The organism is Actinospineispora eucalypti, from assembly GCF_039543365.1.
Taxonomy (GTDB): Bacteria; Actinomycetota; Actinomycetes; order Mycobacteriales; family Pseudonocardiaceae; genus Pseudonocardia; species Pseudonocardia eucalypti.
This window is the reverse complement of record NZ_BAABJP010000008.1, coordinates 254,144-275,829: the sequence shown is the minus strand read 5'-3', so window position 1 is coordinate 275,829 and position 21,686 is coordinate 254,144. Positions and strand designations below refer to the sequence as shown.

Annotated in this window: 20 protein-coding genes and 1 pseudogene; 13 read left to right on the top strand and 8 right to left on the bottom strand. The window is 71.8% G+C overall.

Annotated elements, in window-relative coordinates:
• Positions 1-8: 8 nt before the first annotated feature.
• The 3 genes from ABEB12_RS12265 to ABEB12_RS12255 all read right to left on the bottom strand — a co-directional run bounded on the left by ABEB12_RS12265 (position 9) and on the right by ABEB12_RS12255 (position 3,431).
• Positions 9-1,097, bottom strand: a complete 1,089-nt coding sequence (locus tag ABEB12_RS12265) for a terpene synthase family protein (RefSeq protein ID WP_185061715.1) — start codon at positions 1,095-1,097, stop codon at positions 9-11.
• Entirely contained in the window at positions 1,091-2,431 is a 1,341-nt protein-coding gene (locus ABEB12_RS12260; RefSeq protein WP_185061716.1) for a cytochrome P450, read from the bottom strand. Before ABEB12_RS12260 ends, ABEB12_RS12265 begins: the two co-directional genes overlap by 7 nt.
• A 91-nt stretch (positions 2,432-2,522) precedes the next feature.
• Entirely contained in the window at positions 2,523-3,431 is a 909-nt protein-coding gene (locus tag ABEB12_RS12255; protein WP_185061717.1) for a LysR substrate-binding domain-containing protein, read from the bottom strand.
• A gap of 234 nt (positions 3,432-3,665) precedes the next feature.
• Between ABEB12_RS12255 and ABEB12_RS12250 the strand changes: the two genes are divergently transcribed.
• From ABEB12_RS12250 to ABEB12_RS12230, 5 genes are all read left to right on the top strand, one after another.
• Entirely contained in the window at positions 3,666-5,024 is a 1,359-nt protein-coding gene (locus tag ABEB12_RS12250) for an amino acid permease (RefSeq protein ID WP_185062998.1), read from the top strand.
• A 240-nt stretch (positions 5,025-5,264) separates the two neighbouring features.
• On the top strand, positions 5,265-5,525 hold the full coding sequence (locus ABEB12_RS12245) for a hypothetical protein (RefSeq protein WP_185061718.1): 261 nt from the start codon (positions 5,265-5,267) through the stop codon (positions 5,523-5,525).
• Positions 5,526-5,700: 175 nt separating this feature from the next.
• Positions 5,701-6,570, top strand: coding sequence for an MlaE family ABC transporter permease (locus ABEB12_RS12240; protein ID WP_345702763.1), 870 nt, complete (start codon positions 5,701-5,703; stop codon positions 6,568-6,570).
• Positions 6,571-6,588: 18 nt separating this feature from the next.
• Positions 6,589-7,437, top strand: a complete 849-nt coding sequence (locus ABEB12_RS12235; protein WP_185061719.1) for an ABC transporter permease — start codon at positions 6,589-6,591, stop codon at positions 7,435-7,437.
• A gap of 71 nt (positions 7,438-7,508) precedes the next feature.
• The gene (locus tag ABEB12_RS12230) at positions 7,509-8,795 is read left to right on the top strand and encodes a helix-turn-helix domain-containing protein (protein WP_185061720.1); all 1,287 of its coding nucleotides are present in this window, start codon (positions 7,509-7,511) and stop codon (positions 8,793-8,795) included.
• Between the two features lie 177 nt (positions 8,796-8,972).
• Here the strand turns inward: ABEB12_RS12230 and ABEB12_RS12225 are convergent, their stop codons facing one another.
• The 3 genes from ABEB12_RS12225 to ABEB12_RS12215 form a co-directional block, all read right to left on the bottom strand.
• Positions 8,973-10,436: an amidase gene (locus ABEB12_RS12225; protein ID WP_185061721.1), complete on the bottom strand. Its 1,464-nt coding sequence runs from the start codon at positions 10,434-10,436 to the stop codon at positions 8,973-8,975.
• 67 nt (positions 10,437-10,503) lie between these two features.
• The gene (locus ABEB12_RS12220) at positions 10,504-11,013 is read right to left on the bottom strand and encodes a mycothiol transferase (RefSeq protein ID WP_185061722.1); all 510 of its coding nucleotides are present in this window, start codon (positions 11,011-11,013) and stop codon (positions 10,504-10,506) included.
• A 9-nt stretch (positions 11,014-11,022) separates the two neighbouring features.
• Positions 11,023-12,390 (bottom strand): aldehyde dehydrogenase family protein, encoded by a 1,368-nt coding sequence (locus tag ABEB12_RS12215; RefSeq protein WP_185061723.1) that lies wholly within the window; start codon positions 12,388-12,390, stop codon positions 11,023-11,025.
• A gap of 30 nt (positions 12,391-12,420) precedes the next feature.
• On the opposite strand from ABEB12_RS12215, the pseudogene ABEB12_RS12210 reads away from it, so the two are divergent.
• From ABEB12_RS12210 to ABEB12_RS12200, 3 genes and pseudogenes are all read left to right on the top strand, one after another.
• A pseudogene (locus tag ABEB12_RS12210) lies at positions 12,421-13,305 on the top strand (amidohydrolase family protein); the annotation flags it as partial.
• Between the two features lie 59 nt (positions 13,306-13,364).
• Positions 13,365-13,967 carry an amidohydrolase family protein gene (locus ABEB12_RS12205; protein WP_345702762.1) on the top strand — a complete coding sequence of 201 codons (603 nt, stop codon included), beginning with the start codon at positions 13,365-13,367 and terminating at the stop codon, positions 13,965-13,967.
• A 57-nt stretch (positions 13,968-14,024) separates the two neighbouring features.
• Positions 14,025-14,378: a VOC family protein gene (locus tag ABEB12_RS12200; RefSeq protein WP_185061724.1), complete on the top strand. Its 354-nt coding sequence runs from the start codon at positions 14,025-14,027 to the stop codon at positions 14,376-14,378.
• Here ABEB12_RS12200 and ABEB12_RS12195 read toward each other — a convergent pair.
• Positions 14,362-15,237, bottom strand: coding sequence for a LysR substrate-binding domain-containing protein (locus ABEB12_RS12195; RefSeq protein WP_185061725.1), 876 nt, complete (start codon positions 15,235-15,237; stop codon positions 14,362-14,364). The two genes, ABEB12_RS12200 and ABEB12_RS12195, sit on opposite strands and share 17 nt — an antisense overlap.
• 106 nt (positions 15,238-15,343) lie before the next feature.
• Between ABEB12_RS12195 and ABEB12_RS12190 the strand changes: the two genes are divergently transcribed.
• Positions 15,344-16,510 (top strand): MFS transporter, encoded by a 1,167-nt coding sequence (locus ABEB12_RS12190; RefSeq protein ID WP_185061726.1) that lies wholly within the window; start codon positions 15,344-15,346, stop codon positions 16,508-16,510.
• Here the strand turns inward: ABEB12_RS12190 and ABEB12_RS12185 are convergent.
• Positions 16,465-17,202, bottom strand: a complete 738-nt coding sequence (locus tag ABEB12_RS12185) for an IclR family transcriptional regulator domain-containing protein (RefSeq protein ID WP_185061727.1) — start codon at positions 17,200-17,202, stop codon at positions 16,465-16,467. The two genes, ABEB12_RS12190 and ABEB12_RS12185, sit on opposite strands and share 46 nt — an antisense overlap.
• Positions 17,203-17,250: 48 nt before the next feature.
• Here ABEB12_RS12185 and ABEB12_RS12180 point away from each other — a divergent pair, with 48 nt between their 5' ends.
• The 4 genes from ABEB12_RS12180 to ABEB12_RS12165 are packed head-to-tail and all read left to right on the top strand — an operon-like array spanning position 17,251 to position 21,651.
• Positions 17,251-18,534: an MFS transporter gene (locus tag ABEB12_RS12180; RefSeq protein ID WP_185061728.1), complete on the top strand. Its 1,284-nt coding sequence runs from the start codon at positions 17,251-17,253 to the stop codon at positions 18,532-18,534.
• On the top strand, positions 18,531-19,655 hold the full coding sequence (locus ABEB12_RS12175) for a cupin domain-containing protein (protein ID WP_185061729.1): 1,125 nt from the start codon (positions 18,531-18,533) through the stop codon (positions 19,653-19,655). Before ABEB12_RS12180 ends, ABEB12_RS12175 begins: the two co-directional genes overlap by 4 nt.
• On the top strand, positions 19,652-20,497 hold the full coding sequence (locus tag ABEB12_RS12170) for a fumarylacetoacetate hydrolase family protein (RefSeq protein ID WP_185061730.1): 846 nt from the start codon (positions 19,652-19,654) through the stop codon (positions 20,495-20,497). Before ABEB12_RS12175 ends, ABEB12_RS12170 begins: the two co-directional genes overlap by 4 nt.
• Positions 20,494-21,651 carry an FAD-dependent oxidoreductase gene (locus ABEB12_RS12165; RefSeq protein ID WP_185061731.1) on the top strand — a complete coding sequence of 386 codons (1,158 nt, stop codon included), beginning with the start codon at positions 20,494-20,496 and terminating at the stop codon, positions 21,649-21,651. Before ABEB12_RS12170 ends, ABEB12_RS12165 begins: the two co-directional genes overlap by 4 nt.
• The last annotated feature ends 35 nt before the right edge of the window (positions 21,652-21,686 follow it).

Sequence of the window (21,686 nt, the reverse complement as noted above, 5' to 3'; positions counted from 1 at the left end):
CGACAGGTTCAGAGCAGGTCCCACCACCAGGCCACCCGGGGCACCGGCAAGGGGGAGGGGTCCGGGTCGCCGGGCCGCTCGGTCCACTCCGGCGCGGCCGCGCCATTTGAAGCTGCGTCATTTGAAGCCGCGTCGTTCGAGGCCGGCCGGGTCTGGTCGGCGCTCTGGTACCTCGGCACCCGCAGGCTCCATTCCAGGTTGCCCCGGATGGTGTGGGCCAGGCAGCGCACGTACTCCCGCAGCTCCAGGCTGGCGGTCGCCGGCAGCCGGTCGCCCAGGCGCAGGAACAGCACCATCACCCGGTCCCGGATCCCGGCGGCCCGGGTCCAGGCCTGCTCGGGTGTGCACCGGTCCTGCCGCTCGATGACGTTCATCAGGACCTGCCCCGGCCGGTCGGGGCGGACCTCCTTGGCGAACGAGACCAGGTCATTGTCCAGCGCGGCCACCAGGCGCGCGGACTCGGTCAGCGCGACCACCAGCGGCGCGTCCATCTCGCGGGCCGGCACCTCGGCCCCGTTGGCCATCTCGATCATCGCGGTGGTCGGCTCGCCGCCGCACGAGCCCAGCCGCATCGCCAGGTATTCGGCCAGGGTGGGCAGCACCCCGCGCTCGTCGTTGCTGGCCTCCCAGGCCACGCCGGCCAGCCAGCCCCGGTGCGCGTTCGTCCACCGGCGCAGCTGGGTGTCGGTGGCGAACCGGCCGAACCCGGCGCGGATGTCGGCCAGCGCGAGCAGGTACGGATCGGTGAGGCCGGGGTGCGGCGGCGGGGACTCGACGACCCGGAGGACCTCGGCGCCGCGCCTCACCGACCGCGCGGTGCTGGTCCCGCGCGACTCGGAGCGGGCGTCGTCGTAGCCGAACCCCCAGTAGCACCAGTGCACGGCGGGTTGGATGCGCTCGACCGGGGCCCTCGGCGCGATCCGGGCGTAGAACTCGGCGCTGTTGGTGCCGATCAGCCGGGCCTTGGACACCGGCCCCTCGGCCAGGTCGAACCGCCCCAGCCAGGCGATCGCGCGCCGCTCCAGCAGGTCCATATCGGGATGGATCGCGGGTTCGACGGGACAGAAGTGCCGGATGGCGACCGGTGGACTCAGCATATTGGGCGCGTCCGGGGCCGGGCGGTGAAGTGCAGGGTGCTGGGCCGCAGCGTGCCCAGGGCGCGCTCACGCAGCCGCCGGCGGCCGTGGCACAGGCGCCATTCGGCGGCGATGGTCGCCACCACCACTGCCATCTCGGCCTTGGCGAAGCTCTCGCCCAGGCAGCGGTGGCGCCCGGCGGCGAACGGGATGAACGCCGCGCGGGGCGTCCGGCCGGAGCGCTCCGGGTCCCACCGGTCCGGGTCGAACCGCATCGGGTCGGGGAAGATGCCCGGGTCCCGGTGCAGCGCGGTGGAGCTGTACACCACCTGCGCACCGACCGGCAGCCGTACCCCGCCGAAGTCGACCGGCGCGGTCAGCCGGCGCATCAGGAACCACACCGGCGAGTAGAGCCGGGTGGTCTCGTCGATCACCCGCTCCAGGTAGGGCAGCCGGGCCAGGTCGTCGGCGGTGACCGGGCGCCCGCCGAGCGCCGAGTCAAGCTCGGCGTGCAGCCGCCGCTCGATCCCGGCGTCCCGGCCCAACTCGTAGAACAGCCAGTTCAGCGTGTTCGCGGTGGTCTCGGTGCCGGCCATGAGGATGGTGATGACCTCGTCGCGGAGCTGCTGGTCGCTCATCGGTTCGCCGCTGTCCGGATGGCGGGCGTCCAGCAGGGCGGACAACAGGTCGTCCGGCCGGGCGCCGCTGGCCTTGCGCGCCTCGATGCCGGCGTCCACCGCGGCGCGCAGCCGCACCCGGGCCCGGGCGAACCGGAGGTTCCCCGGGGTGGGCACGCGCTGCCACCAGTCCGGCAGGAGTGCCCGGGTCAGCACGCCGCCGTTGACCGTGGGCAGGGAGTCCCGAACTCCCCGCATGGTCGCCGGGCCGATGTCCGACCGGAAGATCGAGTCGGTGAGGATGGCCAGCGCCAGATCGGTGGCCGCGTGGTCCAGCGACAGGCGCTGGCCGGGCCGCCAGGTGGCGACCATGCGCGCGGTCCGCTCCCGCATCACGTCGACGTGCCGGATCACCCGGTCGCGGTGGAACAGTGGCTGCATGATCCGCCGCTGGCGCAGATGGAAGGCGCCGTCGGTGGTGACCAGGCCCTGCCCGACGAACATCCGGGCCTTCTCGAAGATCCGGCCCCGGTCGAAACTGTCCGCCTCGGTGACCTGTACCCGGCGGATGAACTCCGGCGAATTGAGTAGATAGATCCTTTCGGAGCCGAGATGAAGGCGCACGATGTCGCCGCATTCTCGCGCTTTGCCCAATGTCTGCATCGGCGCGTGGAACAGCGCCGGCACGTGTCCTACCAGCGGAAGCCTGTACGGTGCGGTGGGCACCCCAACGCTCACTTAACGAAGATTACATTCCGCCGGCCGCCCCGCGAAGTGACGTAACACGATAGGTGGCATCGCTGCTATATAATTGAGTATTATTTATTCGTCAGGAAAGGCGTGGGGTGATGCTCTGCGCCGCCCGCTCCAGGGCGTCCCGGCAGGCAGTGATGGCCGGGTGTTGGCTGTTGCCGTGCCGGGTGGCGGTGAACACCCGCCGGGTGGGCGCGCCGAGCGGGATGTCGTGGAGCGGGACGGTCGGCAACCGGTCGAACCAGATGAGGTCCGGCAGCACGGCCGCGGCGTGGCCGAGCTCCACCAGGCGCAGGTGGACCAGGATGTCGCTGGTCTCGTAGCGGATGTCCGGCTCGAAGCCGGCCAGTCGGCACAGCTCGACCGACCAGCTGCGGGACGCGTACCCGGCGGGCTCCATCACCCAGGGATGGTCGGCGAGCTGGCTCAGCACGGTGGGGCTCCGCGAGTCCCCGACCGGGGGAGCCAGGCGCATCCGGTCGGTGCGCAGCTCGCGGCGCTCCAGCTCGCCGGGGCGGGACACGGACTGGCCCGGGTACTCCTCGCCGATCACCAGGTCGAAGTCGTGGTTGAGCAGTGCGCGCAGCGCGGTCTCCGAGTCGAGCTGGAGCAGCTCCACCCGCAGCTCCGGGTGTCCGTCCCGCAGGAAGGTCAGCATCCCCGGCACCAGTGCCAGGGTCGCGGTCTGGAATGCGGCGACCCGGACCGTGCCGGTCAGCGTGGTCAGCGACCGGGCGATATCCGACTCGGCCGCCTCCAGCTGGTGCAGGATGGCCTCGGTGTGGCCGACCAGGATCTCCGCCTGAGGGGTCAGCCGGACCCGCCGGCCGTCCGGCTGCAGCAGCGGCACGCCGACCTCGCGCTCCAGCTGGGACAGCTGCTGGGAGATGGTGGACGGACTGTAGGACAGCGCGGCGGCCACCGCGGTCAGGGTTCCCCGGTGCTTGAGCTCCCGGAGCAGGCGCAGGCGGTGAAGGTCCAGCATGGCACCGATCTTTCGGCTCTAGTGAATCTTAACGTTCGAAAGCTTTCACTTTACCAAATGGATGCAAGGTTGAATGCTGCTAGGTGATTGCGGTCACGACTTTTGCGAGTGGGCGATGACGCCCAGACCAAGGAGGGGGTCTCCGTGGGCACACTGAGGTCCGAAGGGTCCGCTGCGGACCTGACTAGCTCGGACGAGGGTTATCATAAAGACCTGGGTAACCGCCAGGTCCAGATGATTGCGATTGGCGGCGCGATCGGTGTCGGGCTTTTTCTCGGCGCCGGCGGCCGACTCAAGGAAATTGGTCCAGCACTGATCCTGGCCTACCTGACATGCGGCCTGGCGGCGTTTTTCGTCATGCGGGCACTGGGTGAGCTGGTGGTGCATCGTCCCAGTTCAGGTAGCTTCGTCACGTACTCCAAGGAGTTCATCGGCCCGTGGGCGGGGTTCGTCGCCGGCTGGACCTTCTGGGTGAACTGGGCATTCACCGGGGTGGCCGAGCTCACCGCTATCGGAATCTACATCCATAAATGGCTGCCCGACATGCCACAGTGGGTCAGCGCATTGGTTGCGCTGGCTATTGTGTGCGCGGTCAACATGATTTCGGTGAAGCTTTTCGGCGAGCTCGAGTTCTGGTTTGCGATTATTAAGGTTCTAGCAATTACCACATTCCTGGTGGTGGGCACCTGGCTGGTGGTGAGCCACGCGGAGATCGGCAACGGCTTCGCCGGCCCGCAGAACCTGTTCACCGGTGGCGGCGTCTGGTCGGACTTCTTCCCCCTGGGCTTCGGCATCGCTCTGCTGAGCCTGCAGGCGGTCATCTTCGCCTACAACGGCGTGGAGATGGTGGGCATCGCGGCCGGCGAGGCCAAGGACCCCAAGCGGATCATTCCCAAGGCGGTCAACTCGGTCGCCTGGCGAATCGCACTGTTCTACTGCGGTTCGGTGCTGCTGCTGGTGATGATCCTCCCGTGGACCGCGTACGGACCCACCGAGTCGCCGTTCGTGTTGGTGTTCTCGCAGCTCGGGGTGCCGGCAGCGGGCGACATCATGAACCTGGTGGTGATCACGGCGGCGTTCTCCTCGGTCAACTCCGGGCTCTACTCGACCGGGCGCATCCTGCGTAGCATGGCCGCCGACCGGCAGGCGCCGGCGTTCACCGCCAAGGTGAGCAGCCGGGGCGTACCCGCCGGCGGGATCGCGCTCACCGCGATCATCTACGTGTTCGGCGTGATCCTGAACTACCTCGTGCCGTCCAAGGCGTTCGACATCGCAATCGCCGTCGCGGGGCTCGGCACGATAATCACCTGGTCGTCGTTCCTGGTGGCGCACATTGCGATGCGCCGGAAGGTGGCGCGAGGTGAGCTGGAGGCGCCGAAGTTCCGGATGCCGTGGGCGCCCTGGAGCAACTACCTCACGCTGGCGTTCCTGCTGCTCGTGGTGGTTCTGCTGGGCTTCTCCCACGACATCGCCGGCAAGGTGGCGTTCTACTCGATTCCGCTGGTCGCCGCGGCGCTGGCCATCGGTTGGTACGCGGTGCGCAAGCGGTCGTCGGAGGTGGCGGTGGGGGGGCCTCCGACGACCGGTCGGTGAGCCAGCGCTAGCTCGGCGCCAGCCGCCGGAGGGACATACTCCCTGTCCTCCGGCTTGCCAGGGGAGGGAGCCATCGGATGACCGCCGGTGGCTCCCTCCTCGTTGTTTCGCGGCTTGCGTGCACCCCGGTTGCGAACGCTCGAGCACCAGCCTGGACGATCTGTTCAGTACGGTTGGCTGACGGCCCCGCGCGGGGCGGCTTCGTGATGTGGATGAGGTTCGGTTCCGTTGGTGGCGAGGGTGCGGGTACGCGCGTCCAAGGTCAGGTTGGGTGACCGGCTGCTTGCCGGAGAAGGGCAGGCCGGCCGGGTGGTGATCCAGGTCCGGTCGCGCGGCGGCGAGGTGCTGCTGTCCCACGGGGACGCGGAGACGCGCCTCAGTGGCGACCCCTTCGTGTGGGTGCTGCGCAACGAGCCGAGGGTGGTCGAGGAGGAGCTGCCGGACACCATCTGGCGTCCGCGCGGGCCCCGGCGCACCCAGCCCTGGGAAGGCACCGAGTAGCCGCCACGCCATGCGGTGAGTGCCGCGACACAACGGGGCGGGCGCCACGTTGTGTCGCGGCACCATCCGATGCGTCCGAACAGGGGAGCAGCGGGTTGGTAGCGCTTACCCGCGCCTAACCTTCCCCTAACCCCGCGTTGGCGCGGGGTGGCCATCGATGAACTGGAGACCGTCCATGAGCGCAATGCGAACCAGCGCTCCCCGCGGGCCGGGGAGGACGAGGGCGGCTCTACTGCCGAAGTTCGGCAGTGGGCTGCGCAAAGCGCCCGGCCTGGCCGCGCGCCCGTTGCAGCAGGCCGGCGAGATGTTCGACCTCTTCCTTGAGGTCGCGAAGAGCGCCATCACCAAACCGGTCGGGTACTGGGGCGATGTGCGTGAGCAGATGTTCGAGACGCTCAAGCTCTGCTGGCTGCCGATGATCGTGTCCTGTACCGCGTTCGGCATGGGTGCACCCGGGTTGCAGGGCGGCAACATCTTCCTGCTGTTCGGCATTCCGGAACGGCTGGGCTCGTTCTTCCTGATGGCCAGCGTGCGTGAGTTCGCCCCGTGGATCAACGCCATGGTGGTCGCCGGTGTGATGGGCACCGCCATCACCGCCGACCTCGGTGCCCGGCGTATCCGCGAGGAGTTCGACGCCATGGAGGTCCTCGGCGTCGACCCGGTCCGCACCATCATCCTGCCCCGCGTCATCGCCCTGACCATCATGACCGGGCTGATGGACGTGGTCGCGCTGTGCTTCGGCGTGTTCGGCGGCCTGATCGCCGCCTGGGAGCTCAACGCCAACCCCAGCGCCTACTTCGCCAACTTCTGGAACAACGCGACCACCACCGACATGTGGTGCAGCGTGGTCAAAACCTCCCTGTTCGGTCTGATCATCGGCATCGTGTGCTGCTACAAGGGCTACCGGGCCGAGGGCGGCCCGATCGGCGTGGGCCGGGCGGTGAACCAGGCGGTGGTGATCGCCTTCGCCGGGATCTGGATGTTCAACTTCGCGTTCACCACGTTGATGTTGGGGCTGAACCCCGACATGCAGGTCTACCGGTAACCGGGAGGAGGAGCCGAAATGACTGTGACTGAAACCGAGCAGCCCGGCGGCGCTCCCGGTTCGATCTCCGGGAACAAGCTGCCGAAGGAGAACGGCCTCAAGAGCGTGCTGGCCTCGGTCGGGGAGATCGCCCGGTTCTCCGGCAGCGTGATCCGCTCGTTCCCCGACGTACGCAAGTACAGCAGCGAGGTGCTGCACCAGGCCGGGATCCTGATCCTGTCCAGCGGCCTGATCATCTGGGTGATGCAGGGCGTGATGGGCACCGAGTGTGGGCTCGAAGCCGCCTACACCCTCAAGCAGATCGGCGCCCCGATCTACTCCGGTGTGTTCAACGCCTGGTGCGCGATCCGGGAGATGGCGCCCTACATGTGGGGCTACATCTTCGCCGCGAAGGTCGGTTGTGGCCTGGTGGCCGAGCTGGGCTCGATGCGGATCGCCGACGAGATCGACGCCATGGAAGTCATGGGGGTCAAGTCCCGCAGCTACCTGGTCGGTACGCGGGTCCTGGCGGTGTGGATCGCCATGCCGTTCCTCTACACCGTCGGCCTGGGCGTCATGTACGTCACCGAGTACATCATCACCGTGGTCAACCTCGGCGGGGTTTCCCCGGGTGGTTACCTGTACATCTTCTGGCTGTACCAGAACCCGGCCGACTTCCTGTACTCGTTGATAAAGATCATGACTATGGGGACGGTCATCACCTTCGTGGGCTGCTACTACGGCTTCACCGCGCGTGGTGGTTCGGTCGGTGTGGGACGTAATACCGCCAAGTCCATGATGCTGAACATGGTCTTGATCCACATTGTGGGTGTGCTCGGTACCCAGCTGTTCTGGGGACTCTCGCCGAACGCGCCGATCGCCAACTGATCGCCTTACAGTCCCGCCGGTCGCGACCACCGCGGCCGGCGGGACTGTCATGCTGACGGTTTCCATCATTCATGAGCGACGGCGTGGTGAACGAGTTGCAAAGTCCCGAACCGACCCGGGCCCTGAACGCGGTGATCCCGGCGCTGCGCGCGCGGTTGCCGGCGATCTCGGCGGCCATTGTGGAGCGGATCGAGAAAGCCATGCCGATCTACCGTGACCTGCGCACGGTGGAGGCCGGCTCGCTCGAGGATTCGGTTCGGCGGAACGTGGAGTGCCTGTTCGCCTCGGTCTCCTCGAGCGGCCCGACGGACCTGACCGCGGCGATCGCCACCGGGCGCACCCGCGCCCGCCAGGGCGTCCCGATGGGCGAGATGTTGCGCAGCTATCGGATCGGCTTCGTCGAGTTCTGGGAGTCGGCCGCCGAGGAGGTCATCCGCGAGGGCCGGTGGAACGAGCGGGACCTGGTACGCACGGCCACCCTGCTCTGGTGGGTGGCCGACGAGTTCTCCGCCGCCGCCACCGAGGCCTACCGCGACGCGCTCTCCGAGTTCGCCGAGCTGCGCGAGCGCCGGCGGGCCGCGCTGGTGGAGGCGCTGATCCAGGGCCTCGGCCCCGATACGGTGTGGGAGATAGCCGCCAAGCTGGGCCTGCCCCGGGACGGCCTGTTCGCCGTGGTCGCGGGCGAGGCCGGCGAGGTGGGCATCGAGGCGCTGCCCGGGGTGGCCACCCGGCTGCGCGAGGAGGGCATCGAGTCCGTCTGGCGGCTGCTGCCGAACATGCAGGTCGGCGTGCTCTCGTTGCCCTCGCCCGGGCCGGACGCGCCCGCCGTGCCCCCCGGCACCCTGGGCGCCCCCGGCAACGACGGCGGGGAGCTGGACGTGGTGGTCGGGGTGCTCATGGGGCTCGGCACCTCGGCGCGCATCGGGGTCAGCCCCGCCTACACCGACCTGGCGGACACCCCCCGGGCGCACTACCTGGCCAAGATCGCGCTGAACAGCGTGACCGCCCCGGCGGAGACCGGGCAGCCCCGGGTGCAGCGGTTCGCCGCCACCCCGCTGGCCACCCTGGTGGTGGCGGCGCCGGAGGCGGCCGTGCAGATGGCCCGCGGCGTGCTCGGCGGGCTGTTGCGGCTGCCCCGGGAGGAACAGGACGTACTGCTGGACACGGTGGAGACCTGGCTGGTCACCGGCGGCAACACCAAGGCCACCGCCGAGCGGCTCTACTGCCACCCCAACACCGTCCGGCACCGCCTGCGGCGCATCGCCGAGAGCACCGGGCGCTCGGCCGAGAACCCCGCCGAGGCGGTGGAGCTCAGTGCCGCGTTGCACGCGCTACGCCTCTTCCCCGAGGTCCGCTGAGCACGCGAAACTCCCCGCCTGGCGTTTACAGGGTACGCTGTGTACCCTCTACACTCCCCTCGCAGTTGCGCGGGCTGGTCGGCGGCCGGGCGTTCGGGGGAAGAACGGCAACGACCGTGATCCTGGGGTCCGGCGGGGGATGAGTCGTTCGGCCCGGCCGCCGCACTGGGGCACGCCTCAGTCGAGAGGTGGGCGGGTGAAGCCGCCGAACTCGCGCTCGGCCAGCTCGGCGAAGCGCAGCGTGGTGCGGTCCTCGTACCTCGGGCCGATCGCCTGGACCCCGATCGGCAGCCCCTCCGGCGAGCGGCCGACGGGCAACGCGGTGGCCGGCAGGCCGGGCAGCGTGGCCACGCCGGCCAGGGAGACCTGGTCGAAGTAGACGTGGCCGGTGCCGTCGATGTCGATCTGGCGGGTGGCCAGGTCGCTGTGGTCGTGCGGGAAGGCCGCGGTGGGCGTCACCGGGCAGAGCACGATGTCGATCTCACCGAACAGCGCGCGCCAGCGCTCGCGCAGTACGTTCCGCTCGATGTCGGCCGCCATCCAGTCGCGGTGGCTGAGGCCGATGCCCCTGGCCCGCTCGGCGGCGCCACTGCGGTCGTCGGCCGGCAGCTGCTCGGCTGCGGCGCGGGCCGCCTGGTAGATCTCCAGCGGGAAGAAGGCGCCCAGGGTCGACATCAACAGGCGCGAGTAGACCCGCCCGGCGGTGACCAGGTCGGGCAGCAGCGGGCTGTCCCGGAACACCTTCGCTCCCGAGGAGGCCAGGTTGGCGGCGAACTCGTCGATGGCGGTGCGGACCGCGTTCGAGGTGGGGATCAGTCCCTCGGTGTCCGCCACCAGCACCCGGTAGTCGGCCAGGCGGTCGTGCCGGGCGGCCGGGAGCGCCAGGCGGTAGGCGATCCCGGTGGTCAGCTCGTCCGGCTCGGCCATCACGTCCAGCAGCGAGGTCAGGTCCGCCGCGGTCCGGGCCATCGGGCCGACCACGGCGAGGTCGGACTCGGCCGGCACCACCGGGGCGGCGGGCGCGGAGTGCCCTCGGGCCGGCACCAGGCCGATGGTCGGTTTGTGCGCGTAGATCCCGCAGAAGTGCGCCGGGTTGCGCAGCGACCCGCCGATGTCCGAGCCGATGGACAGCGCCCCGTAGCCGGCGGCGAGGGCGGCGGCCGAGCCGCCGGAGGACCCGCCCGGGATCCGCTCCGGGTCCCACGGGTTGCGGGTGGTGCCGTAGAGGTCGTTGTAGCTCTGCAGGTCGCCGAGGCCGACCGGCACGTTGGTCTTGCCCAGCACCACGGCTCCGGCGGCCTTCACCCGCGCCACCGCCACCGCATCGGCGTCCGGCACGTGGTCCTTGAAGTCGGAGAAGCCCCAGGTCGTGGGGAGCCCGGCGACGTCGTAGGACTCCTTGACGGTCATCGGCACCCCGAGCAGGGGCCGCTGGTCACCGCCGGCCCTCGCCGCGTCGGCCGCGCGGGCGGCCTCCAGCGCCCGGTCGAAGTCCGGTACACAGACGGCGTTGATCTCCGGGTCCAGCCGTTCGATCCGGGCGATCGCCTCCTCGGCGAGCTCCACCGCCGAGACCTCGCCCGCCGCCAGCGCGGCCGCCTGCTCCGCCGCGCTCCGGTATGCGTACCCCTCGTCCGCCACGCCGCCTCCATCGTCTCCGTTGCCCGCTCACGAACCTAGCGCGTCGCCGGGGCACGACGCGCCACGTTTATCGGCCGGCGAACAGCCCGCGAAGGAGCGCCGCCTGGCCGGCGTGTTGCAGGTCGTCGGAGAGCACGCTGACCAGCCGGACGCCCAGGGTCACCGGGGGATCCCACTGCTCGTCGACCACGCGGTCCAGGTCCTGGTCGCGCAGCGTGTCCAGGTAGCTCAGGGTCACCGCGTGGGTGGCGTCGTAGTAGCCGGTGAGCAGCTCCGGCGCATCCACCCGCACCCGGGCGACGTCGGCCGGGGTGTGGCCGTAGCCGGTGGCCCGGGCCGGCAGGTCCAGCGCGAAGCGGTCCCGCCAGCCGTCGGCCAGCCACACCTGTTGGCGGCCGGCGACCTCGGCGACGTGGTCGTCCTGCACCCGGGTCAGGTGCCAGACCAGCCAGGCGATCGAGTTGGCGTTTTCGTCGATGCGGCGAGCCAGCTGGTCGGCGCCCAGGCCGGTCACGGCGTTGTGCACTTCCTCCTGGATGCGGCCGAAGCCGTCCGCGAGCACGTCTTTGCTGATCATGCCGGTAGGTTATGCCTCCACCCAGACAGTTTTGGCGTTGGTGAACGAGCGCGGCCCGAACTCGGCGAGCTCGCGGCCGTAGCCGGAGTTCTTCACCCCGCCGAACGGTACTTCCGGGGTGGACTCGGTGAAGCGGTTGATGTAGATCATGCCGGTGTCGATCTCCGTGACGAAGCGGTCCCGCTCTGTCACGTCCCGGGTCCAGGCGCTGCCGCCGAGGCCGAACGGCGAGTCGTTGGCGATCCGGATCGCCTCGTCGGCGTCCCGCGCGCGCCAGATCAGTGCGACCGGGCCGAACAGCTCCTCGCGGTGCGCGCGGGAGCCGTCGGGGATGTCGGTGAGCACGGTCGGCGGATAGAAGTTGCCCAGGCCGTCGAGCGGCTTCCCGCCGGTGACCACCCGGGCGCCGGCGGCCACCGTCTCCCGCACCTGTTCGTCCAGTTCGCGCAGCCCGGCCGAGGTGGCGAGCGGACCGAGGTCGGTGTCCGATGCGGTCGGGTCCCCGACGCGCATGCTCTCCAGGCGCTCCACCATCCGGCGGGTGAACTCGTCGGCCACCGCCTCGTGCACGATGAACCGCTTGGCGTTGATGCATGACTGCGCGTTGTTCAGCATCCGGGAACCGACGGCCGCCGTCACGGCCGCATCCAGGTCGGCCGAGGGCATCACGATGAACGGGTCGCTGCCGCCGAGCTCGAGCACGCTGGGCTTCACATTCTGACCGGCGCGGGCTCCGACCTGGCGGCCGGCGGGCTCGCTGCCGGTAAGCGTGACCGCCCGCACGCGCTCGTCGTCGATGATCGAGTTGACCCGGCCGGAGCCGACCAGGAGGGTCTGGAACACCCCGGGTGGGAATCCGGCGGCGTGGGTCACCTCCGCGATGGCCAGCGCGACCTGCGGCACGTTGGAGGCGTGCTTGAGCAGCCCGACATTGCCCGCCATCAGCGCCGGGCAGAGGAACCGGAAGACCTGCCAGTAGGGGAAGTTCCACGGCATGACGGCCAGCACCGGCCCCAGTGGCTCATAGCGGGTGTACACCGTGGCTCCGGACACCTCGCGTGGCCGGTCGGCGAGGATGGCCTCGCCGTGCTCGGCGTACCACTCGCAGGCCTTGGCACACTTGCCGACCTCGGCCACCGCCGAGTCGAGCGTCTTGCCCATCTCCAGCGTGGCCAGCCCGGCCAGCCGGTCAGTGTCTGCGGTGAGCAGCCGGGCGGTGGCGCGCAGCAGCGCCGCCCGGTCGGCGAACGTGGTACGCCGGTAGGTCTTGAACGCCTCCGCCGCCAGGGTCAGTTTGCGGTCCAGCTCTTCGTCGGGGAGCTCGTCGAACTCCGCCACGGTCTGCCCGGTCGCCGGGTTGATGCTTGCGATGGCCATCCGCCCCGACTACCCGGCCCGCCCCGAGGTATGCGGGCCGGCGGATTGTGCTCGGTGGCCGGCTCGGGTAAGCCGATCAGGGTGACTACCGCGGATGTGGAATGCGAGCTGGTGTTCACCGGTGCGCGGGTGGTGGACCCGGAGTCCGGGCTGGACGCGGTGCGCGCGGTCGGCGTCGCCGGCGGGCGGATTGCGGCGGTGGGCGAGCAGGCGCCGCCGGGCGCGCGGATCGTGGATGCCACCGGGCTGGTGCTCGCGCCCGGGTTCATCGACCTGCACAGCCACGCGCAGAGCATCACCGGCCTGCAGCTCCAGGCGCTGGACGGGGTGACCACCTCATTGGAGTTGGAGGCCGGGGCGCTGCCGGTGGCGGCCAGCTACGCGGACGCCGAGGCCGAGGGGCGACCGGTGAACTACGGCTTCTCCGCGTCCTGGGCCGGCGCCCGCATGCAGGTGCTGGACGGGGTGCACGCGGCGGGCAGCGGGCGTGGCGGCCTGGCGACGTTCGCCGCCCACCAGGACGGCCCGCGCTGGCGGGCCCCGGCGACCGCCGGCGAGGTGGACCGCATCCTGGGGCTGCTGGAGGAGGCGGTGGGGGAGGGCGCGGTCGGCATCGGGGTGCTGCTCGGCTATGCCCCGGACAGCGAGCGGGTGGAGTACCTGCGGCTGGCCGGCCTGGCCGAGCGGCTCGGCGTGCCGACCTTCACCCACGCCCGGTTCCAGTCCCGGCAGGAGCCGCGCGGCGCGCTGGAGGCCGCACTGGAGGTCATCTCGGCGGCCGCCGGCACCGGCGCCCACATGCACCTCTGCCACCTGAACAGCACGTCCAACCGGTCCATCGACGGCATCGCCGACGCCATCCAGCGAGCCCGCGGCTACGGGCTGCGGGTGACCACGGAGGCCTACCCCTACGGCTCGGGTTCCACCGTGGTCGGCGCCCGTTCCTGGCCCCGGAGGCGCTGGAGAGGCAGGGCATGCGGCCCAGCTCGCTCACCTACCTGGCCACCGGCGAGCGGATCGCCGACGCCGAGCGGCTGCGCGAACTGCGGGCCACCGACCCCGGCGGCCTGGTGTTCGTCAGCTTCTTCGACGAGGACGACGAGGACGACCGGGCGCTGCTGCGGCGTTCGCTGCTGCTGCCCGACACCGCCATCGCCACCGACGCGATGCCGCTGGTCAGGCCGGGTGGCGACGTGGCCGAGGACGGCTGGCCGGTGCCGCCCGGGTACCGGACCCACCCGCGCGGCGCGGGCAGCTACGCGCGGACGTTCCGCTGGCTGGTCCGGGAGTCCGGGGCGCTGTCCCTGGCCGAGGCGGTGCGGCGCTGTTCGCTGCTGCCGGCCCAGATCCTCGCCGACTCGGTGCCGGCGATGGCCGGGAAGGGCCGGGTGCGGGTCGGCGCGGACGCCGACCTGGTGCTCTTCGACCCGGAGACGATCAGCGACCGGGCCACCTACGCCGCGCTCGCCCCGTCGGCCGGCATCCGGCACGTGCTGGTGGGTGGCGAGTTCGTGGTCCGCGACGGCGGGTTGCTGCCGGACGCCCGGCCGGGCCGGCCGGTGCGCTCGGGGCGGTGAACCAGCCGTTCCCCTTTGTCCAAGACGGCGCGGGGCGGCCTGCCTAGGCTCGCCCGCATGACCATTCAGCGCATCGTGCCCAACCTGAAGGTGGCCGAGCCCGGCCTCGGCCACGCCTTCTACCAGGACGTGCTGGGCCTGCGGAAGGACATGGACCTGGGCTGGATCGCCACCTTCCGGGCGCCGGGCAACCCGGCCGCCCAGCTGAGCCTGGTGACCAGGGACGCGTCCGCCCCGGAAGACTCGGTGATCTCGGTCGGCGTGCCGGACGTCGAGGCGGTCCACGAGCGGGCGCTCGCGCTCGGCCACCCGATCGTGCACCCGCTGACCACCGAGCCGTGGGGGGTGCGGCGGTTCTTCGTGCGGGAGCCGAACGGGTACGTGGTGAACGTGGTCATGCACGCCGGCTGAGGTGCTCGCGCAGCGCCACCGCCGCCGGGTTGGTCGGTCGGGGGGCGCGGCTGACCAGCGACACCTGCCACTCCGACGCCGGTTCGGTCAGCTCGGCCACCGCGAGGCCCGGGGTGGTGGTGGCCAGGGTGCCCTGCACGATCGCCACCCCGATGCCGCTGCTCACCAGGCCGAGCTGCAGGCCCAGCTGGGTGACCTGGCCGACGATGCGCCGGCGCAGGCCCAGTTCGGCGGACACCCGGCGCAGCAGCCCGGTGACCGCCGAGCCCTCGGAGAACTCCACGAACGGCTCGTCGGCCAGCTCCAGCCAGCTCACCCGGTCCCGTCCGGCCAGCCGGTGTCCCTCGGGCATGATCAGCATGAGCTTCTCCCGGTACACCACCTGGCTGGCCAGGTCGTCCGGCACCGGCCCGTCCTCGGCCAGGTAGGCCAGGTCCAGATCCCCGCCGCGCAGCCGCTCGATCAGCTCGGTGACCGGCGCGTTGAGCACGCTGATCTGGATCTCCGGATAGGTCCGGTGGAACGCCGCCAGCTCGGCCGGCAGGTCCACGGGGCCCAGCCACTGGATGGCGCCGATGGCCACCCGGCCCCGGCTCAGCCCGGCCACCGCGCGGACCGCGTCCACGCCGGTGACCGCCTCGGCCAGCACCCGCCGGGCGGCCGGCAGGAAGGCGCGGCCGGCCTCGGTCAGCGCGACCCGGCGGGTGGTCCGTTCGAACAGCGCCGCGCCCAGCTCCCGCTCCAGGTTGCGCACCGACGTGCTCAGCGCGGACTGCACGATCCGCACCGAGCGGGCGGCCGGGCTGAACCCGCCGTGTTCGACCACCGCGACGAAGTGCTCGATCTGCCGGAACTCCATTTATCTACCGTAACGATGAGTGCTAACGAAACCATGTCTTGGACAGAAGAATGGGTTGCGCCTCATCCTGGAAGTTGTGCCCGCTTCCCGCCGTGTAGTTGCCACCATGTCTTTCGCCACCGGGGCGGTGGTGGCCAACCTGTACTACATCCAGCCGCTGGTTGACACCCTGGCCAGGGAGTTCCACGCGGACGCGGGGCGGGTCGGGGTACTGGTCACGTTGCTCCAGCTGGGTTACGCGGTCGGCCTGGCCACCCTGGTCCCCCTGGGTGACCTGGTGGAACGCCGCTGGCTGCTGGTCACGCTGCTGGTCGGCTGCTCGGGCGGACTGGCCGTGATGGCGCTGGCCCCCACGCTGGCGGTGATCGCCTCGGTGGCCGTGCTGGTCGGCCTGACCTCGGTGGCGGTGCAGGTGATCGTGCCGTTCGCCGCGCAGCTGGCCGGCGAGGAGCGCCGGGGCCGGGTGGTGGGCACGGTGATGAGCGGCCTGCTGCTGGGAATTCTGCTGTCCCGAACGGTGTCCGGCGTGCTCGCCGGCCTGGTCGGCTGGCGCTGGGTGTTCGGCATCGCCGCGATCGTGACCCTCGCCGTGGCCGTCCTGCTGTGGCTGGAGCTGCCGTCGGCGGCGCCGACGGCCCGGATGAGCTACCCGGCACTGCTCGGCTCGGTGCTCCGGCTGGTGCGCGACGAACGGGTGCTGCGTTACCGGATGGTCTACGGCGCCTGCGCGTTCGCCGCGTTCAGCGTGTTCTGGTCCACCGCCGGGTTCCTGCTGGCCCGCCCGCCGTACCACTGGAGCGAGACCCAGATCGGGCTGTTCGCGCTGCTCGGCGCGGCCGGTGCGGTGGCCGCGCGGTTCGCCGGCTCGCTGGCCGACCGGGGCCACGCGCGGTGGGCCACGCTGGGCTTCGTGGCGGCGGTGACGATCAGCTTCGGGGCGCTGCTGCTCGGCGGGCATTCGGTGCTCGCCCTGGCCGTCGGCGTGCTGCTGCTCGACCTCGGCGTGCAGGGCTTGCAGATCACCAACCAGTGCGTCATCTACGAGCTGCGCCCGGACGCGCGCGCCCGGATCACCACCGCGTACATGACCGGGTACTTCCTCGGCGGCACCGCCGGCAGCGCGCTGGGCGTGGCCGCGTACGTGCTCGCCGGGTGGACGGCGGTCTGCGTGCTCGGTGCGGTCGCCGGCCTGGTGGCGGCCGGGGTCTGGCTGGTCGAACGGGTGGTTCAGGCGAGGTCGGCCTCGATCGCGGTGGCCGCCGCGCCGAGCTGACGGACCCACCCGTCCAGCTCCGCCCGCCGGTACCGGACGGTCGGCATGGCCAACGTGATGGCGGCCGGCGTGGCTCCGGGCGGGGTGCGCAGCAGCCGGCCCACGGCGGTCACGCCGGCCTCGGTGCGCTGGTCGTTCACTGCGAAGCCCTGCCGGCGCACCCGGCGCAGCTCGCGGAGCAGGCCGGTGACGTCGGGCAGTGGTGAGTCCGGCACGGCGTAGCGCGCGGTGACCTCCTCGTCCGGCAGCGTGGCCAGCACGGCCAGGCCGCCGGAGGCCAGGTGCGCCGGCAGCACCCGGCCCTCCCGGTCACCCACCCGCAGCACGCGGGAGCACTCCACGGTGGCGGCGAACCGGGCGTGGATTCCGAGGACCACCATCAGGTTCACGGTTTCCCCGGTCCGGTCCACCAGCGCCCGCAGGTGCGGCAGCGCGGCCCGGCGCAGGTCGGCCACCGGCTGAGGGGCCGCGGGGTCACGCAGCACCGGGCCGGCCACGTAGCGCCGCTGCGCGTCCTGCTCCGCGAAGTCCCGGTAGACCAGCATGGCGAGCAGGCGGTGCGCGGTCGAGCGGGCCACCCCGAGCCGGGCGGCGGCATCGGTCACCCGCATCGGCCCCTCCTGCCGCAGCAGCGTGGCCAGGTGCAGCGCGTGGTCCACGGACTCGATGCCGTAGGCCGGCTTGTTCTTCATGGCAGAATTCTAGCGTTCTGCTGACAGAACAGAAGTAGCGTCCCGAACATGAGCGGAAACCGTGCCGGCATCACCGTCACGGTGCTGTGCTGGGTGCTCGTGGTCTTCGACGGCTACGACCTGATCGTCTACGGCACCGTCGTCCCGGCGCTGCTGCACGAGCCCGGCTGGGGGCTGAACCCGGCCAGCGCCGGACTGCTGGGCAGCCTGGCCTTCCTGGGCATGCTGATCGGCGCGCTGCTCGCCGGCTTCCTTTGCGACCGGCTGGGCCGGCGCGCCACCATCCTGGCCTGCACCGTGTGGTTCTCCCTGTTCACGGCGCTGTGCGCGGTGGCGGAGGGACCGGCCGCGTTCGGCGCGTTCCGCCTGCTCGCCGGTATCGGCCTGGGCGGGCTGGTGCCCTCGGCCAACGCGCTCGGCGCCGAGTTCGTGGCGCCCCGGCACCGGTCCGTGGTGGCCACGCTGATGATGTCCGGCGTGCCCATCGGCGGCTCGGCGGCCTCGCTGATCGGCATCGCGGTGCTGCCCGGGCACGGCTGGCGGCCGATGTTCTGGGTGGCGCTGCTGGCCATCGTGCTGGTAGTGCCGGTGTGCCTGCGCTGGCTGCCCGAGTCGCCGGCCTGGTTGCGCACCCGGGGGCAGGTGGAACGGGCGGCGCGGATCGAGGCCCGGTTCGGCGTCGTCCCGGCGGACGGCCCGACGCCGTCGGCGCACCCCTCCGCGCTGTTCCGGCCGCCGTTGCTGCGGCCGACGGTGCTGTTCGCGCTGGCCACGCTGGCCACCCTGTTCGCCTGGTACGGCCTCGGCACCTGGCTGCCCCAGTTGATGCGCACCGCCGGGTTCGACCTGGGGCCGGCACTGGCCTTCCTGCTCGCGCTGAACCTGGGCGCGGTGGTGGGCTCGCTGCTCAGCGCCTGGGGCGGGGTGCGCTTCGGGCCGGTGCCCACCGCGGCGGTGGCCTGCCTGGCCGCGGCCGCCGGCCTGCTGGTGCTGATCACCGGGCCGGGTACCGCGATCTCGTACCTCGCGCTGCTGCTCGCCGGGGTGGGCACGCACGGCACCCAGTGCCTGATCATCGCCGCCGTGGCCACCTATTACCCGGCCGCGCTGCGCGGCGGCGCCCTGGGCACCGCGCTCGGCATCGGCCGGATCGGCGCGGTGGCCGCGCCGCAGGTCGGCGGCCTCCTGCTGGCCGCGGGTCTCGGGGTCAACGCCAACTTTCTCGCCTTCGCCGCTGCCGCCGCGCTCGCCGGGGCCGTCCTGCTGTTCGCCCCGCGCGGGGTGGCAGCCGCTTCGCCGGGCGTCCGATCGGAAGGAGTCGCCACGCCATGACCTCCACCCTGTCCCCGGTCACCCTCAAGGCCGTCGACGCGCCGGGCCAGCCGACGCCGTCGCCCCAACTGGAGGAGCTGTACCGGGGATTCGAGCGGGAGCTGCTGGTTCCGCTGTGGACCGAGATCGGTGACCTGATGCCGAGCAGCCCGCGCCCGGCCGCGGCGTCACACGTGTGGCGGTGGGCCAACCTGCTGGGGCTGGCCGAACGCTCGGCCGAGCTGGTCCCGGTCGGCCGGGGCGGCGAGCGGCGGGCGATCGCGCTGGCCAACCCGGGGCTCGGCGGCGCGCCGTACGCCACGCCGACCCTGTGGGCGGCCATCCAGTACCTCAACCCGCGCGAGGACGCGCCGGTGCACCGGCACACCCAGCACGCGTTCCGGTTCGTGGTGGAGGGGGAAGGGGTGTGGACCGAGGTCAACGGGGACCCGGTGGCCATGCGGCGGGGCGACTTCCTGCTCACCCCCGGCTGGCACTTCCACGGTCACCACAACCAGAGCGACCGGCCGATGGCCTGGCTGGACGGGCTGGACATCCCGTTCGTGCACTACACCGGCTCGGCGTTCTTCGAGATGGGCCCGGACCGGGTGGCCGACCGGAGCACCCCCGCCCGGTCCCGCGCGGAGCGCCTGTGGGCGCACCCCGGGCTTCGCCCGGTGTCCCAGGCCGACCCCCGGCCCAGCTCGCCGATCGCCGCCTACCGGTGGGAGCACACCGACGCCGCGCTGCGCGAGCAGCTGGAGCTGGCCGACGAGGGTCACGCCGGCGTGGTGGAGCCCGGACACGCCGCCGTCCGGTTCAGCAACCCGACCACCGGCGGCGACGTCATGCCGACCATCCGCGCCGAGATGCACCGGCTGCGCCCGGCCACCCGGACCGCCGCCCGCCGCGAGGTCGGCTCGGCGGTGTGGCAGGTCTTCGACGGCGCCGGCATGGTGCGCGTCGGCGAGAGGGAATGGGCGGTGACCAGGGGAGACCTGGTCGCGGTGCCGTCCTGGGCGACGCTCACCGTGGTCGCGTCCGACGCCGGCATGGATCTGTTCCGGTTCAGCGACACCCCCATCTTCGAATCCCTGCACGCCCACCGGGTGTGGGTCGAAACGGAAGGAAACCCCGAATGAGGCTGACCACGGTCCGCACCCCGAGCGGCACCCGCGCGGCACGCCTGGACGGCGAGCAGGCGGTGGAGATCGACGCGCCGGACGTCGGCGCGCTGCTCTCCGACCCGCGCTGGCGGGAGCGCGCGGCGGCCGCTTCCGGGACCCGGCACACGTTCGACCAGCAAGACCTCGCCCCACTGGTTCCCCGCCCGGGGAAGATCTTCTGCGTCGGGCTGAACTACCGTACGCACATCCTGGAGATGGGCCGCGAGCTGCCCGAACACCCCACGCTGTTCGGCAAGTTCGCCGAGGCGCTGGTCGGCCCGAACGACCCGATCGAGCTGCCGGCCGAGTCGTCGGCGGTGGACTGGGAGGCTGAGCTGGCCGTGGTCATCGGCGCCCCGGCGCGGCGGGTCGACGAGGCCGGGGCGGCGGCCGCCATCGCCGGGTTCGCCGTGCTCAACGACGTCACCATGCGGGACTGGCAGTACCGCACCCTGCAGTGGCTGCAAGGCAAGACCTTCGAGGCGACCAGCCCGTTCGGCCCGGCACTGGTGACCCCGGACGAGCTGCCCGGCGGCCCCCGCCCGTCGCTGGCACTGCGCTGCGAGGTGGACGGCGAGACCGTCCAGTCGGCCAACACCGACGACCTGGTGTTCGACCCGGTGGAGCTGGTCGGCTACATCAGCCGGATCGTCACGCTCAACCCCGGCGACGTGATCGCCACCGGCACCCCGGGGGGCGTCGGGCACGCCCGCAAGCCACCGCGCTACCTGGCCGACGGGTCGGTGCTGGTCACCGAGATCGACGGGCTGGGCCGGCTGACCAACACCGCCCGGGCGGCGGCGCGAGTGCCGGCATGACCGACATGATCGACGCGGTGGTGGTCGGCGGCGGCATCGGCGGGCTGAGCAGCGCGCTCGCCCTGCGCCGCGCCGGCCACACCGTGCGGGTCCTCGAGCAGCAACCGCGGTTCGGGGAAGTGGGCGCGGGGCTGCAGATGGCGCCGAACGCCACCCGGGTGCTGCGCTCCTGGGGGCTGTTGGACGAGGTGATGGCCCGCGGCGTGCTGCCCCGCCGGCTGGTGCTGCGCGACGCCGTGGACGGCAGCACCTTGACCCACCTGGACATGACCGACGCCGAGCGCCGGTACGGCGCCCCGTACGTGGTGCTGCACCGCTCCGACCTGCACTCCATCCTGCTGGAGGCCTGCCGGGAGGCCGGTGTCGAGCTGGTCACCGACGCGCTCGTGACCGACGTGAAGCGGGACGGCGGCAGTGCGACGGCGGTCGGCGAGGGGCGCAGCGACACCGGCCGGCTGGTGCTCGCCGCCGACGGACTGGGCTCCCGGCTGCGCGGCCTGCTCAGCCCGGACGAGCCGGTCAGCTCGGCCTACGTGGCCTACCGGGGGGCGCTGCCGATCGAACAGGTGGACACCAGCCAACTGGACCTGGCCGCGATGGTGGTCTACGTCGGCCCGGGCTGTCACCTGGTGCAGTACGCGCTGCGCGGGGGCGAGATGCTCAACCAGGTGGCGGTGTTCCGCTCGCCCAAGGCGCTGGCCGGCGAGGCCGAGTGGGGCACGCCGGACGAGCTGGACGCCGCGTTCTCACACACCTGCCGGCCGGTCCGCGACGCGCTGGGCAACCTGTGGCGGGACCGCTGGTGGCGGATGTACGACCGCGAGCCCATCGACACCTGGGTGGACCGGCGGCTGGCCCTCACCGGGGACGCTGCCCATCCCATGCTGCAGTATCTGGCGCAGGGCGCCTGCCAGGCCATCGAGGACGCCGACTGCCTGGCCACCCAGGCGGTGAAACACGCCGGCGACTGGGACGCCACCCTGCGCGAATACGCCGAGCTGCGCACCGGGCGCACCGCCGAGGTGCAGCGCAAGGCTCGGGCCTGGGGCGAGCTGTGGCACTGCGACGGCCTGTTCCGCTCCGTCCGAAACGCGCTGCTCACCGACCGCGACCCCGCCGACTACCGCCACGTCGACTGGCTCTACGGCGCCTGACCCCCCGATGCCCGCCCCCCGCCCGCCGATCCTCG

Bases quoted from the DNA above. Each gene is read 5' to 3' on its own strand.
- ABEB12_RS12265 (WP_185061715.1), bottom strand. From the start codon at position 1,097: ATGCTGAGTCCACCGGTCGCCATCCGGCACTTCTGTCCCGTCGAACCC.
- ABEB12_RS12255 (WP_185061717.1), bottom strand. From the start codon at position 3,431: ATGCTGGACCTTCACCGCCTGCGCCTGCTCCGGGAGCTCAAGCACCGG.
- ABEB12_RS12250 (WP_185062998.1), top strand. From the start codon at position 3,666: ATGATTGCGATTGGCGGCGCGATCGGTGTCGGGCTTTTTCTCGGCGCC.
- ABEB12_RS12240 (WP_345702763.1), top strand. From the start codon at position 5,701: ATGAGCGCAATGCGAACCAGCGCTCCCCGCGGGCCGGGGAGGACGAGG.
- ABEB12_RS12235 (WP_185061719.1), top strand. From the start codon at position 6,589: ATGACTGTGACTGAAACCGAGCAGCCCGGCGGCGCTCCCGGTTCGATC.
- ABEB12_RS12230 (WP_185061720.1), top strand. From the start codon at position 7,509: ATGAGCGACGGCGTGGTGAACGAGTTGCAAAGTCCCGAACCGACCCGG.
- ABEB12_RS12220 (WP_185061722.1), bottom strand. From the start codon at position 11,013: ATGATCAGCAAAGACGTGCTCGCGGACGGCTTCGGCCGCATCCAGGAG.
- ABEB12_RS12215 (WP_185061723.1), bottom strand. From the start codon at position 12,390: ATGGCCATCGCAAGCATCAACCCGGCGACCGGGCAGACCGTGGCGGAG.
- ABEB12_RS12205 (WP_345702762.1), top strand. From the start codon at position 13,365: ATGCGGCCCAGCTCGCTCACCTACCTGGCCACCGGCGAGCGGATCGCC.
- ABEB12_RS12200 (WP_185061724.1), top strand. From the start codon at position 14,025: ATGACCATTCAGCGCATCGTGCCCAACCTGAAGGTGGCCGAGCCCGGC.
- ABEB12_RS12195 (WP_185061725.1), bottom strand. From the start codon at position 15,237: ATGGAGTTCCGGCAGATCGAGCACTTCGTCGCGGTGGTCGAACACGGC.
- ABEB12_RS12190 (WP_185061726.1), top strand. From the start codon at position 15,344: ATGTCTTTCGCCACCGGGGCGGTGGTGGCCAACCTGTACTACATCCAG.
- ABEB12_RS12185 (WP_185061727.1), bottom strand. From the start codon at position 17,202: ATGAAGAACAAGCCGGCCTACGGCATCGAGTCCGTGGACCACGCGCTG.
- ABEB12_RS12180 (WP_185061728.1), top strand. From the start codon at position 17,251: ATGAGCGGAAACCGTGCCGGCATCACCGTCACGGTGCTGTGCTGGGTG.
- ABEB12_RS12175 (WP_185061729.1), top strand. From the start codon at position 18,531: ATGACCTCCACCCTGTCCCCGGTCACCCTCAAGGCCGTCGACGCGCCG.
- ABEB12_RS12170 (WP_185061730.1), top strand. From the start codon at position 19,652: ATGAGGCTGACCACGGTCCGCACCCCGAGCGGCACCCGCGCGGCACGC.
- ABEB12_RS12165 (WP_185061731.1), top strand. From the start codon at position 20,494: ATGACCGACATGATCGACGCGGTGGTGGTCGGCGGCGGCATCGGCGGG.